We start from the raw sequence: 12,572 nt of genomic DNA, 5'->3' as shown, positions 1-12,572 counted from the left end.
CCATCCGGCGGGGCGTCCTGCGACGGGCGCCCCGGCTGGCGGTCAGCGGCCGGCCGTCGACCGGCGGTCGGGCAGCGCGGTGACCCCGGGCGGCGGCAGCCCCGCGGTGGAGGCCAGCAGCGCGCACCAGCCGTGCAGGTGGGCGGCGAAGTCGTCGGTGGCCGGCGTCCACGACGCCCTGATCTCGAGGTCGGCGGCGGCCGGCTCGCCGGCCAGGTCACCGAACCTGGTCGACATGGTCTGCGTCACCGTGCCGCCCATCGCCCGGTGGCCGGCGTGGTGGGCGTCGAGCCCGTCGACGAGCCAGCTCCAGCCCACCGACGGCAGCAGCGGGTCGGCGGCCAGTTCCAGTTCGAGATCCGCCGACACGTACGTGACCAGGCGCAGCATGCCGTCCCACGCGTCGTGGCCGGCCGGGTCGTGCAGCAGGATCAGCCGGCCGGTGGCCACCTCCTCGCCGCCGCGCAGGACGGTCGCGGCGAGCGCGAAAGCGTACGGCGCCAGCCGCTGCGGCGGCCCGATCTCCTTGAGCACGATCTCCCGCCGGGGCGATGCCGCGCGCAGGCCGGCCACCGCGTTCGCGAACACCTCGGGAACCGCGGTGGAGGCTGCCATGTCCGCAGCCTAAGCCGGCAGGCCCCGGGCCGGATGATCGGCGCGCCGATCATCCCTGCCGCCGGACCGGGAACCGGACCCCGCTTTCACGACAAGCCCGACATAAGGTGCGCGACCCGGTCCGGGTGACCCGGCTCGCCAGGGCCGGACGGCCCGGTACCCCCGCCGGGGCGCGTGGCACGATGGCGGGGATGACGACGACGATGCCGGGCAACGCGGCCCCCGACCGCGGCACCGCCCACGACCAGGACACCACCGACGAGCCGGCGTTCCTGCGGGCCTGCCGCCGCGAGCCGGTGCCGCACACCCCGGTCTGGTTCATGCGCCAGGCCGGCCGGTCGCTGCCGGAATACCGCGAGATCCGGGCCGGCATCCCGATGCTGGAGTCGTGCCGCCGGCCCGACCTGGTCACCGAGATCACCCTCCAGCCGGTCCGCCGGCACGGCGTCGACGCCGCCATCCTCTTCAGCGACATCGTGGTCCCCGTCGCCGCCGCCGGTGTCGACCTCGACATCGTCCCCGGCACCGGCCCCGTCGTGGCCGAGCCGGTACGCACCCACGCCGACGTCGAACGCATCCGGCGGATCACCGCCGACGACGTGTCGTACGTCGCCGACGCCGTCCGCCTGCTCGTCGCCGAACTCGGCACCACGCCGCTCATCGGCTTCGCCGGCGCACCCTTCACCCTGGCCAGCTACCTCGTCGAGGGCGGGCCGTCGCGCACCCACGCCAAGACCAAGGCCCTGATGTACGGCGACCCCGACCTGTGGCACGCGCTGTGCGGCCGGCTCGCCGACATCACCCTGGAGTTCCTGCGCGTCCAGATCGCCGCCGGCGTCCGCGCCGTGCAGCTCTTCGACTCCTGGGCCGGCGCGCTGTCCGCCGCCGACTACCGCACCTACGTCCAGCCGCACTCCACCCGGGTCCTCGGCGGGCTCGCCGACGCCGGCGTACCCCGCATCCACTTCGGCGTCGGCACCGCCGAACTGCTGCCCGCGATGGCCGAGGCCGGCGCCGACGTGGTCGGCGTCGACTGGCGCATCCCGCTCGACGTCGCCACCGGCCGGATCGGCGCCGACAAGGCCGTACAGGGCAACCTCGACCCGTGCGTGCTCTTCGCGCCGTGGCCGGTCGTCGAGACCGAGGTCCGGCGGATCCTCGCCGAGGGGCGGGCCGCCCCCGGCCACGTCTTCAACCTCGGCCACGGCGTGCTGCCCGAGACCGACCCCGACGTGCTCACCCGGGTCGTCGACCTGGTGCACCAGGCATCCGCCCGCTGACATGGGCACACCGGGAGGCGACGGACGCGGCTGGCACGTCGCGGTCGTCGGCGGCGGCATCGCCGGACTGGCCGCCGCCGTACGGCTGCGCGACCGCGCCCCCCGCGACACCCGGATCACCGTCTTCGAACGGTCCGGCGCGCTCGGCGGCAAGCTGCGCACCGGCGAGCTCGCCGGATCGGCCACCGAGGCCGGCGCCGAGACGTTCCTGATGCGCGATCCCGCCGGGGGCGACTCCGCCGCCGTCGCCCTGGCCCGCCGGCTCGGGCTGGCCGACCGGATCACCCATCCGGCGGTCGGGCAGGCCGCCATCGCCGTCGGCGGGCGGTTGCGGCCGATGCCGAAGGGCACCCTGATCGGCGTACCCGGCGACCTGGCCGCCGTCGCCGGGATCGCCCACCCGGCCGCCGACCTCGACCACGACGCCGGCCGTCCGCTGCTCGACCCCGACGAGGACGTCGCCGTCGGCGCACTGGTCCGACGGCGGCTCGGCGACGAGGTCGTCGACCGGCTCGTCGACCCGATGCTCGGCGGCGTCTACGCCGGCCGGGCCGACACCCTGTCGCTCGCCGCCACCATGCCCGGCCTGGCCCGCGCCGCCCGCCACGAGGGCACCCTGGTCGGCGCCGTACGCGCCGCGCAGGCGGCCGCCCCCCGACCGACCGGCGCCCCGGTCTTCGGCACCGTCGACACCGGGCTCGGCACCCTGGTCGCCGCCGCCGCCGCGCACAGCGGCGCCGAACTGCGGCTCGACGCGACCGTACGCGAACTCGCCCCGACCCCGAACGGGTGGCGGCTCGTCGTCGGCCCCACCCCCGCCCCGGAGACCGTCGACGTCGACGCGGTCGTGCTCGCCCTGCCGGCCCGGCCCGCCGCCCGGCTGCTCGCCGCCGTCGACGCCCACGCGGCCCGCCTCGTCGGCATACTCGACTACGCCAGCGTGGCCCTGGTCAGCCTCGCCCTGCCCGACCCGCCACTGCCCGACCTGTCCGGCTTCCTCGTACCGGCCACCGAGAGCACCCTGATCAAGGCGGCCACCTTCTTCACCACCAAGTGGGCCCACCAGCGCCGCGCCGACGGGCTCGCGGTCGTCCGCGCCTCGGTCGGCCGGCACGGCGACGAACACCTGCTCCAGCGCCCCGACGACGAACTGGTCGCCGCCGTACACCGGGACCTGTCCACCGTGCTGCGGGCGGCCGTGCCGGCCCCGGTCGACAGCCGGGTCCAGCGGTGGGGCGGCGCCCTGCCGCAGTACGCCCCCGGCCACCTGGACCGGATCGCGGCGGCCCGGACCCGGCTGCGCGCCACCCACCCCACCCTCGCCCTGGCCGGCGCCGGCTACGACGGGGTCGGCATCCCGGTCTGCGTCCGCTCCGGCGAGACGGCGGCCGAAGAGATCATCAAGTCCCTGGAAGGAAGGCCGGCATGACCAGCGAGCAGACCAACGCCGCGCGGCTCCGCGAGATCAACGCGACCATCCGCTACACCATGTGGTCGGTGTTCCGGTACAGCGGTCAACTGCCCGCCCTGCGCGACGGCGTCACCGCCGAGGTCGAGTCGCTCGTCGACGGCCTCGCCGCCAAGGACGTCACCGTACGCGGCACCTACGACGTCTCCGGCCTGCGCGCCGACGCCGACATCATGGTCTGGTGGCACTCCGGCTCGCCGGACGCGCTCCAGGAGGCGTACGGCCTGCTGCGCCGCACCGCCCTCGGCCGCGCGCTGACCCCGGTGTGGTCGCAGATGGCGCTGCACCGGCCGGCCGAGTTCAACAAGAGCCACGTACCCGCGTTCCTCGCCGGCGAGGAGGCCCGCGCCTACGTGTGCGTCTACCCGTTCGTCCGCTCGTACGAGTGGTATCTGCTCCCCGACGCCGAGCGCCGCGAGATGCTGGCCGAACACGGCCGGATGGCCCGCCCCTACCCGGACGTACGCGCCAACACCGTCCCGTCGTTCGGCCTCGGCGACTACGAGTGGATGCTGGCCTTCGAGGCCGACGAGCTGCACCGCATCGTCGACCTGATGCGTGACCTGCGGGCGTCGACGGCCCGCCGGCACGTGCGCGAGGAGATCCCTTTCTACACCGGCCGCCGGCGTTCCGTGGCCGAACTCGTCACCGCCCTGCCGTGAGCTGAGTTGGCTGGCCTCGCTTTCGGCTCGGCTGGCTCGCTCCGCTTCGCGCCGCCTGAATGCACCGTCTTCACCCTGCGGGCATGACGGCTTCGCCGCATGTCCTCGGGCTCCAGACGGTGCGGCGGCGCTCGGTCGACTCGCGACTCCGGTCTCGGTCTACCGGGGGTCGCGGCGCATGGGGATGTGAGGGATGCCGTCCTCGACGTACTCGGGGCCGGTCGGGGTGTAGCCGAAGCGGGCGTAGAAGCCGGCCAGGTGGGCCTGCGCGTCGAGCACCGACGGCCGGTTGCCGACCACCCGCAGCGCCTCGGTCATGAGCCGGCCGGCGAGGCCGTCGCCCCGGGCCGCGCGGGCGACCAGGACCCGGCCGATCCGCTCGACACCGTCCGGGTCGGCGAGGATCCGCAGGTACGCGACGGGGGTGCCGGCCCGGGCCAGCCACAGGTGCCGGGTGCCGGGTTCGGTGTCCCGCCCGTCGATCTCGGGATACGCGCACTCCTGCTCGACCACGAACACGTCGATCCGCAGGCGCAGCAGGTCGTGGAGGGTACGGGTGTCCAGGTCGGCGAAGGACGCCACGCGCGTCTCGGTCGTCTGCGGCTGCATTCCGCGATCGTAGGCACGCCCGCGCCGGCTCCCGCCGGCCGGTGGGCGCCGGCGCGGGCCGAGGGCTGGTGCGGCGTCTGGCTGTCGCCGGCCGCACCATGATCGTCTGCTGTCCAGGCGGTGCCTTGTCGGCGTGTCGGGTGCCGGAGCAGCAGACGATCATGGCGCCCCGCCGTGGCGGGCTCCGTCGCGCGGTGCGGCGGGGAAGGCGCCGCGGGGAAGGCGCGACGGGGGTGGTCAGCCCGGGTGGGTGCCCACGGTGTCCCGCAGGCCGGCGCCCTGCTCGCGGTCCACGGAGCGGGCGCAGTGGGCACAGCAGAAGAACCGGCCGGACACCTCCACCCCGTGTCCGATGATCTTGCAGCCGCAGTGCTCGCAGATGGGCGCGAGGCGGTGGGCCGCGCACTCGAACGAGTCGAACGTGTGCACGTCGCCGCTCACCGTCCGCACCTCGAACGTCATCCAGTATTCGTTGCCGCAGACCTCGCAGGTCCCCATGGCGCAACCTCCCGTTTCGTCTCCCGGCCAGCGTGCGCGAAGGCGGGGCGGCCGGCGGCCGGAAAGCGGGAAAATCGGCCGATTGCCCTAGTCGCCCGGTATGACCATCGCCGGGCTGACCTGCGTGCCGGTGCGTATCCGGAACGGGTAGAACCGGTGAATTACGTGTAACGCGCGGTGTGTCGGTGGCGTCGGCGTGCCACCGCGGGGAAGCTCAGACGGTTGGATCCTTTTCCCGGAGGAGCGGCGTGATCAAGCGCAGTAAATTGTTCGGCAACAAGACCCGGGTAACGTTCTGCCTGCCCAAGGACGCACCGACCGGCGCCGTCAGCGTGGTGGGTTGCTTCAACGGCTGGGAGCCGGGGCGGCACGAGTTGGTGCTGCGGCGCAACGGCGTCCGCACCGTCACCGTCAACCTCAAGGCCGGCGACTACCACTTCCGCTACCTGGCCACCGGCGGGGTGTGGCTCGACGACGAGCAGGCCGACCTGATCGACCACCAGGGCGGCCGGCTCCTGCTCGGCTGAACCGGTGCCGGGGCGGGGTCGAAGACGGCCCCGCCCCGCACGCCGTCACGCGCCCGCGCGCGGCTCCAGCGTCATCGACACCGAGTTGATGCAGTAGCGGGCGTTCTTCGGGGTGTAGTGCTCACCGTCGAAGCGGTGCCCCAGGTGCGAGTCGCAGACCGCGCACCGCACCTCGACCCGGACCATGCCGTGCGACCGGTCCTCGACATACCTGATCGCGCCCGGCAGCGCCTCGTCGAAGCTCGGCCAGCCGCAGTGCGAGTCGAACTTCGTGTCGCTGGAGAACAGTTCGGCGCCGCAGGCCCGGCAGTGGTAGAGCCCGGGCGTCTTCGTGTCGACGTACTCGCCGGTGAAGGGCGCCTCGGTGCCGGCCTGGCGCAGCACCCGGAACTCCTCGGGGGAAAGACGGACCCGCCACTCGTCCTCGGTGGTCGGCAGCGTGCTCTTGTCAACAGCCATACCCCAACGGTACGACTCCGGGCCGCCCGCCGACCCACTCACACCGGACCGGACAGCAGGGGGCGTACCAGGTCGGACCGCGCGTGTGGGCACCGGCCGCAGCGCCGGTGGTCTATCGTCGCGGCATGGGCGGCAGCGCGGGCACCGACAGCTCCAGGACCGGCGCCGGAGTGCCGGCAGACAGTTCCGGGACCAGCGATGGGGCGCCGGCAGACAGTTCCGGGGCGCCGGCGGACAGCGCCGAAACCGGCGCGAGGGCGCCGGCGAAGAAGTCGCGGGCGAGCGCGAAGGCACCGGCCGTCGAGGTCGAGGTCGCCGGCCGTACGGTGCGACTGAGCAGCCCGGACCGGGTCTACTTCCCCGGCCCCGGCTACACCAAGCTCGACCTGTTCAATTACTACCTCTCCGTCGGCGACGGCATCATGCGCGCCCTGCACCGGCGGCCGACGATGCTGCAGCGGTTCCCGCAGGGCATCGAGGGCGAGATGTTCTTCCAGAAGCGGGTGCCGACCCGGGGCGTACCGCCGTGGATCGAGACCACGACGATCAGCTTCCCGAGCGGGCGTACGGCCGACGAGCTGTGCCCGGTCGACCTGGCGCACGTCGCCTGGGCGGCCCAGATGGGCACCGTGGTCTTCCACCCGTGGCCGGTACGCGCCGACGACGTCGACCGCCCCGACGAGCTGCGCATCGACCTCGACCCGCAGCCGGGCACCGACTTCGCCGACGCGGTCGCGGTCGCCGGTGAGGTCCGCGCGCTGCTCGACGAACTCGGCGTCACCGGCTTCCCGAAGACCTCCGGCGGCCGGGGCGTGCACGTCTACCTGCGGATCGCGCCGCGGTGGACGTTCACGCAGGTGCGCCGGGCCGCGATCGCGTTCGCCCGGGAGGTCGAGCGGCGCCGGCCCGACCTGGTCACCACCGCCTGGTGGAAGGAGCAGCGCGGCGAGAAGGTCTTCATCGACTACAACCAGATGGCCCGCGACCGGACGATCGCCTGCGCCTACTCGCTGCGGGCCAACGCCCGGGCCACCGTCTCCACCCCGGTCACCTGGGACGAGTTGACCGATGTCGAGCCGAACGACTTCGACCTGCGGACCGTACCGGAGCGGTTCGCCCGGATCGGCGACCCGCACGCGGCGATCGACGACGCCGGGTGGGACATCACGCCGCTGCTGGAGTGGGCCGACCGGGACGAGAAGGAGGGCAACGGCGACCTGCCGTACCCGCCGGACCATCCGAAGATGCCCGGTGAGCCGAAGCGGGTGCAGCCGTCGAAGGACCGCGACCGCAAGGGCTGACCCCGGCCCGGTCAGAGCGCGAGCTTCATGCCCTCGTGGCTGGCCTCGAACCCGAGCCCGGCGTAGAAGCGGTGCGCGTCGGCCCGCCGCTTGTCGGTGGTGAGCTGGACGAGGCGGCAGCCGCGGGCCCGCGCCTCGTCGACCGCCCACGAGATCATCCGGCGGCCGAGGCCGGCACCGCGCTGGTCGGCGCGCACCCGGACCGCCTCGATCTGGGCCCGCTCCGCGCCGAGGCGGCTCAGGCCGGGGATGAACGTGAGCTGCATCGTGCCGACCACCTCGCCGGCCAGGTCGGCGACGACGAGCGCGTTGCGCGGGTCGGCGTCGATGTCGTCGAACGCCCGCCAGTAGGCGGCGTCGATGTCGCCGACCGCCCGCCAGTAGGCGGCGTCGACCTCCTCGCCGACGACCGTGCCGCCGGCGTCCCCGCCCGCCGCCTCCCGGCCGGCGCCGAGCGGGTCGTCGGCGAGCAGGGCGACGATCGCCGGTACGTCGGCGCGGCGGGCCGTGCGGAAGATCACCTCGGTCACGGGTGCCAGTCTGCCAGCCGGCTCAGCGGGCCGGGCAGCGCCGCCCGGTGGCCGGCACGGTCAGGTCGATCAGGTACGCGTCGACGACCTCGTTGACGCAGCCGGTCTGCGGGTAGGCGGTGTGGCCCTCGCCCTCCCAGGTCAGCACCACGCCGACGCCCAGCATCTCGGCCAGCCGGGGCGTCTGCTCGTACGGCGTCGCCGGATCGCCGACGGTGCCGACGACCAGGATCGGCGGGGCGCCGGTGGCCGGCCCGGTCGGGTAGCCGTCGCGCTGTGCCGGCCACGAGGCGCAGGACAGCATCGACACCGCGAGCGGCGCCCCGAACAGCGGATACCGCTCGCGCCACTCCAGCTGCAGGTCGCGGATCTGCTCGACGCTCGGGCCGGACTCCTCGTCGGCGCAGTTGACCGCGAGGTTGGCGTCGAACAGGTTGCTGTAGTGCCCGTCGGGGCCGCGCTCGGCGTACCGGTCGGCCAGCTCGAACACCTTGGCCGGGTCGCCGCGCTCGATGTCGTCGATCGCCCCGGCCAGTTCCTCCCAGCCGGCCTCGGTGTAGAGCGAGGAGATCACCGCGTAGAGGATCCAGCCGGGGGTCGCCTCCCGGCCGCCCTCACCGACCGCCGGCGACACCCGCGCCTTCTCCAGCGCGTCGGTCACCGCGACCCGCGCGTCCGGGGCGATCGGGCACCGGTCCGGGGTCTGCGCACACCACCGGGTGAAGTTGCCGAACGCCAGCTCGAATCCCTTGGCCTGGCCCTCGGAGCCTTCGACGATGCCCTGCCGCGGGTCGATCGCGCCGTCGAGCACCAGCGCCCGGATGTTCCGCGGGAAGAGCTGGGCGTACGTCGCACCGAGCAGGGTGCCGTACGAGTAGCCGAGGTAGGTGAGCTTCTCGTCGCCGACGGCGGCGCGTACGGCGTCCATGTCCCGGGCCGCCTGCTCGGTGGCGAACAGTCGCAGCCGGTCGCCGTACTGGGTGCCGCAGCCCTCGCCGATGCGCTGGTTCAGGGCGACCAGCGCGTCGAACTCGGCCTGGTCGGGGTCGGGTTCGGCGCCGAAGGTCGCGTCGAGGTCGGCGTCCGGGATGCACTTGACCGGGCTCGATCGGCTCACCCCGCGCGGGTCGAAGCCGACCAGGTCGAACCGTTGGAGCACTTCGGCCGGCAGGCCGCCGAAGGCGGAGCCGAACGACAGGTATACGGCGGTGTCGACGCCGGAACCGCCCGGCCCGCCGGGGTTGAGCACCAGTGACCCGATCCGGTCACGCTGGTCGGCCGCCCGGGCCCGCAGCAGCGCCAGGTCGAACGTGCCGCCGTCGGGTGCCGCCCAGTCCCGGGGGACCTGGATGGTCGCGCATTCGTAGGTCACGCCGGCCGCACCCCGGCCCACCAGGTCCTCGGCCACCTCGGGGCAGGGCCGCCACACCGTCGCCGCGGCACCGGCCGATTCCGTCGGGGTGCCCTGCGGGGCGGTGCCACGGTCGCCGCGGCCGGGCAGCGTGCAGCCGGCGAGGGCCAGGGTCGCGGCCAGCAGGCCGGCCAGGATCGTCCGGTGGTCGCGGGCCACGGGCACCCTCCAAGATCGTGCTGCCGCCGTGCCCAGCCTATGCCGCCCGGTCAGCCGGTCGGGTCGGGATCGCCCGCGAGGACCTGGTCGACATCGAAGCGCACCGGCCGGTCCAACTGGTCGTAGCCGCACGACCGCGCATCGCGGTCCGGCCGCCAGCGCACGAACCGGGCGGTGTGCCGGAACCGGTCGCCCTCCATCGCGTCGTACGCCACCTCGACGACCAGCTCCGGCCGCAACGGCTCCCACTCCAGGGTCTTCGTGCCGGTCCACCGGCTCGGCCCGCCCGGGATCCGCTGGCCCAGCTCGTGGTCACCGTGCAGCCACGGGTGCCCGGTCACCCCTTCCCGGTACGGCGCCAGCTCGTCGAGCAGTTCCTTGCGGCGGGCCATCGTGAACGAGGCGGACACTCCGACGTGGTGCAGGGTGCCGGTGTCGTCGTAGAGGCCGAGCAGCAGCGAGCCGACCACCGGGCCGGACTTGTGCCAGCGGAAGCCGGCGACCACCACGTCCGCCGTACGGGCGTGCTTGACCTTGAACATCAGCCGCTTGCCCGGCTCGTAGGCGATGTCGGCCGGCTTGGCGATGATCCCGTCGAGGCCGGCGCCCTCGAAGATCTCGAACCAGCGGCGGGCGGTGGCCAGGTCGGTGGTCGTCGGTGTGACGTGCACCGGCGGCTCGACACCGCGCAGCGCCCGCTCGAGCCGGGCCCGGCGCTCGCTGTACGGCCGGTCGACCAGCGCCTCGTCACCGATGGCGAGCAGGTCGAAGGCGACCAGGTCGGCAGGGGTGGTCTCGGCCAGCATCCGGACCCGGGACGCGGCCGGGTGGATGCGCTGGGAGAGCAGTTCGAAGTCGAGCCGGGGCCGGCCGTCGCCGTCACGGCGGATCACGATCAGCTCGGCGTCGACGGCGCACCGGGCCGGGAGCTGGGTCCGGGCCTGCTCGACCACCTCGGGAAAGTAGCGGGTCAGGGTCTTGCCGCCCCGGCTGGCCAGCTCGACCTCGTCGCCGTCACGGAAGACGATGCAGCGGAAGCCGTCCCACTTCGGCTCGTAGGTCATGCCGTCGCCGACGGGGATGTCGGGCACGCTCTTCGCGAGCATCGGCTCGACCGGTGGGTTGACTGGCAGCTCCATCCGCCCAGTCAACCACCCGGGTACGTCAGAACCCGGCAGCGTCGTCGTAGCGCTTGCGCAGCTCGGCCATGGTCGACGGGTCGAGCGACTCCTCGAACGCCACGGCCTGGTATTGCGCCGGGATCAGTTCGAGCACCCGCTCCCGGAACGTCGCGGTCTGCGTCGCCTCGGCCACCTGGATCGTCGGCGGGTCGGTCGACAGCCGCATCACGACCGGGCCGACCAGCTTGACGGCGCCGTCCCAGTGCCGCCTGCCCTCGGCGATGCCGCACAGGTGGTGGCCGTAGACGACGTCGACCATGTCGAGGCTGGTGGCCCCGGGCGGCTCGAACCCGAAGATCCGTACGCCGCAGACGGTGGTCGAGCCGGAGTATCCGGCGGCGTGCGCGCCGTGGCCGCCGTGCTGCTCGGCCGGGGTGCTCTCGAGCACGGTCACCATGCGGGCGGCGATCTGCGTACGAAGGTCACCGGAGTCCGAGCCGCCCGCCCTGGTGATCCACTGCGTGGCGAGTACGGCGACCAGCGTGCCGGCCAGCGCGGCGGCGATCCACAGGTGCCGGCGGCGAGGTCGGGTATCGACGTCGGTGGACATGTCGCGATGTTCCCACGTCCCATGGGAGCGTGTCCATGGCTGGTCGGACGCATTCGCGCCCGCCCCTCGCCCACCGTGCTCCCACTCCGCTCCGTGCCTCGCCCCCGCTCCGCTCCCGCCTCGCCCCGCCTGCGCCGATCTTGGGGATGTTGCGGGCATTCCGGACCGGCTCAGCCACGACAAGCCCTTGATCGGCGTGCACCGCGCCCCCGCCCACGCGCACGGCGCGTGGGCGCGCGGGCGGGGGCGTGGGCGGGGCGCGGTCAGTAGCGGGCGAAGGAGCGGAGGGGCATCCGGGGGCCGAACCGGGGTGCGTGGAGGCCGGCGGCGTCCAGCAGCGCGCACACCCGTCCCCGGTGCCCCGTGAACGGCGCCAGCAGGGCCAGCATCCGCGCGTCGTCGCCACGCGGTTCGCCGGCCAGCGCCCAGGCGACCGTGTTCGGGATGTGGTAGTCGCCGACACTGACCGCGTCGGCGTCGCCGTACGCGATCCGGACCACCTCGGCCGCCGTCCACGGCCCGATGCCGGGGATCGCGGTCAGCCGGGCGGTCGCCTCGGCCGAGTCGGCGCACCGTTCGAGCCGGTCGGCCGCGGCGGCGGCCCGGCGCAGGGCGTCGGCCCGGCGCTGCTCGATCCCGAACGGGTGGAACACCCAGTACGGCTGCGCCGCGATCGCCGCCGGCTCGGGCGGAATCCACAGGTTGGCGACCGGCCCGGGCGCCGGCGTTCCGAACCGGCGTACGGTCGCCGCGTACGCCCGGTACGCCTCCTTGCCGGTGACCTTCTGTTCGAGTACGGCCCGCAGCAGCCGGGGGAAGACCTGCCCGGTGGCCGGCAGTCGCAGCCCACGGTGGGCGTGCGCGAGCCGCTCCACCACCGGATGCGTGGCGGCGACCTCGGCGAACCCGGTCAGGTCGTCACGCAGGCCGGCGACCGCGTCGGCCCGGTCGACCACCCGGTCGGCGCCCGGCCCGAAGCCCTCGGCGACCAGTTCGGTGCCGCTGCGGCGGAGCGCGAGGCTGCCCGGCCCGTCCGGGGTCCGGGCCGTCCACCAGAAGGTGCCGGCGACGAACCGGGCGCACGGGTCGTGGCGGCCCATCGCGAGCGCGCCGACCGAACCGGCCAGGTGGTAGCCGGCCGGCGGCCGCAGCACCCGGCTCACCGCCGGCCCGGTCCCGTCCACCCGGACACTGTGCCACGCGCCCGGCGTTCCGAGGAGCGGGTGCTGGCCGTGCCGGTGCTCCCATGAGGTCGATCGACCAATGTGGGCGGAAAATGACATTCCGAGCCCTTATCCCAACCATCGGCTCCCTTGTGGCAT

At 74.1% G+C, this 12,572-nt stretch carries 14 protein-coding genes; 5 read left to right on the top strand and 9 right to left on the bottom strand.

Annotation, left to right across the window (positions count from 1 at the left end):
• Positions 1-42: 42 nt before the first annotated feature.
• Complete coding sequence (locus QCD66_RS28135; RefSeq protein ID WP_375736472.1) at positions 43-615, bottom strand: DUF3000 domain-containing protein; 573 nt, start codon at positions 613-615, stop codon at positions 43-45.
• A 182-nt stretch (positions 616-797) separates the two neighbouring features.
• On the opposite strand from QCD66_RS28135, the gene hemE reads away from it, so the two are divergent.
• The 3 genes from hemE to hemQ are packed head-to-tail and all read left to right on the top strand — an operon-like array spanning position 798 to position 4,025.
• Positions 798-1,895: a uroporphyrinogen decarboxylase gene (hemE, locus tag QCD66_RS28130; RefSeq protein ID WP_375736482.1), complete on the top strand. Its 1,098-nt coding sequence runs from the start codon at positions 798-800 to the stop codon at positions 1,893-1,895.
• Between the two features lies 1 nt (position 1,896).
• Entirely contained in the window at positions 1,897-3,324 is a 1,428-nt protein-coding gene (hemG, locus tag QCD66_RS28125) for a protoporphyrinogen oxidase (protein WP_375736473.1), read from the top strand.
• Positions 3,321-4,025, top strand: coding sequence for a hydrogen peroxide-dependent heme synthase (hemQ, locus tag QCD66_RS28120; protein ID WP_364207747.1), 705 nt, complete (start codon positions 3,321-3,323; stop codon positions 4,023-4,025). The genes hemG and hemQ overlap by 4 nt, the downstream gene beginning before the upstream one ends.
• A 159-nt stretch (positions 4,026-4,184) precedes the next feature.
• On the opposite strand, the gene QCD66_RS28115 is transcribed toward hemQ, so the two are convergent.
• Together QCD66_RS28115 and QCD66_RS28110 are read right to left on the bottom strand one after the other, a co-directional pair.
• Positions 4,185-4,634, bottom strand: coding sequence for a GNAT family N-acetyltransferase (locus QCD66_RS28115; RefSeq protein WP_364207745.1), 450 nt, complete (start codon positions 4,632-4,634; stop codon positions 4,185-4,187).
• A gap of 237 nt (positions 4,635-4,871) precedes the next feature.
• Positions 4,872-5,132 carry a Prokaryotic metallothionein gene (locus QCD66_RS28110; RefSeq protein ID WP_364207743.1) on the bottom strand — a complete coding sequence of 87 codons (261 nt, stop codon included), beginning with the start codon at positions 5,130-5,132 and terminating at the stop codon, positions 4,872-4,874.
• A gap of 248 nt (positions 5,133-5,380) precedes the next feature.
• Between QCD66_RS28110 and QCD66_RS28105 the strand changes: the two genes are divergently transcribed.
• Complete coding sequence (locus tag QCD66_RS28105) at positions 5,381-5,659, top strand: isoamylase early set domain-containing protein (RefSeq protein ID WP_364207741.1); 279 nt, start codon at positions 5,381-5,383, stop codon at positions 5,657-5,659.
• 45 nt (positions 5,660-5,704) lie between these two features.
• Here the strand turns inward: QCD66_RS28105 and msrB are convergent, their stop codons facing one another.
• A complete protein-coding gene (gene msrB, locus QCD66_RS28100) occupies positions 5,705-6,118 on the bottom strand; it encodes a peptide-methionine (R)-S-oxide reductase MsrB (protein WP_364207739.1) in 414 nt (137 codons plus the stop codon).
• Between the two features lie 125 nt (positions 6,119-6,243).
• On the opposite strand from msrB, the gene ligD reads away from it, so the two are divergent.
• Positions 6,244-7,419: a non-homologous end-joining DNA ligase gene (ligD, locus tag QCD66_RS28095; RefSeq protein WP_375736474.1), complete on the top strand. Its 1,176-nt coding sequence runs from the start codon at positions 6,244-6,246 to the stop codon at positions 7,417-7,419.
• A gap of 11 nt (positions 7,420-7,430) precedes the next feature.
• Here ligD and QCD66_RS28090 read toward each other — a convergent pair whose 3' ends face one another.
• The 5 genes from QCD66_RS28090 to QCD66_RS28070 form a co-directional block, all read right to left on the bottom strand.
• Positions 7,431-7,949 (bottom strand): GNAT family N-acetyltransferase, encoded by a 519-nt coding sequence (locus tag QCD66_RS28090; protein WP_364207735.1) that lies wholly within the window; start codon positions 7,947-7,949, stop codon positions 7,431-7,433.
• A 22-nt stretch (positions 7,950-7,971) separates the two neighbouring features.
• Entirely contained in the window at positions 7,972-9,525 is a 1,554-nt protein-coding gene (locus QCD66_RS28085; RefSeq protein WP_375736476.1) for an alpha/beta hydrolase, read from the bottom strand.
• Positions 9,526-9,569: 44 nt separating this feature from the next.
• Positions 9,570-10,658, bottom strand: a complete 1,089-nt coding sequence (locus QCD66_RS28080; protein WP_357536149.1) for an ATP-dependent DNA ligase — start codon at positions 10,656-10,658, stop codon at positions 9,570-9,572.
• 25 nt (positions 10,659-10,683) lie between these two features.
• Complete coding sequence (locus QCD66_RS28075) at positions 10,684-11,250, bottom strand: hypothetical protein (RefSeq protein WP_364207729.1); 567 nt, start codon at positions 11,248-11,250, stop codon at positions 10,684-10,686.
• A gap of 263 nt (positions 11,251-11,513) precedes the next feature.
• The gene (locus tag QCD66_RS28070) at positions 11,514-12,434 is read right to left on the bottom strand and encodes a DNA-3-methyladenine glycosylase family protein (RefSeq protein ID WP_375736477.1); all 921 of its coding nucleotides are present in this window, start codon (positions 12,432-12,434) and stop codon (positions 11,514-11,516) included.
• Between the last annotated feature and the right edge of the window lie 138 nt (positions 12,435-12,572).

The organism is Polymorphospora sp. A560, assembly GCF_045781765.1.
In the GTDB taxonomy this organism is placed as follows: domain Bacteria; phylum Actinomycetota; class Actinomycetes; order Mycobacteriales; family Micromonosporaceae; genus Polymorphospora; species Polymorphospora lycopeni.
Note: the sequence above shows the minus strand (reverse complement) of the source record. Positions and strands in the feature narration are given on the sequence as shown.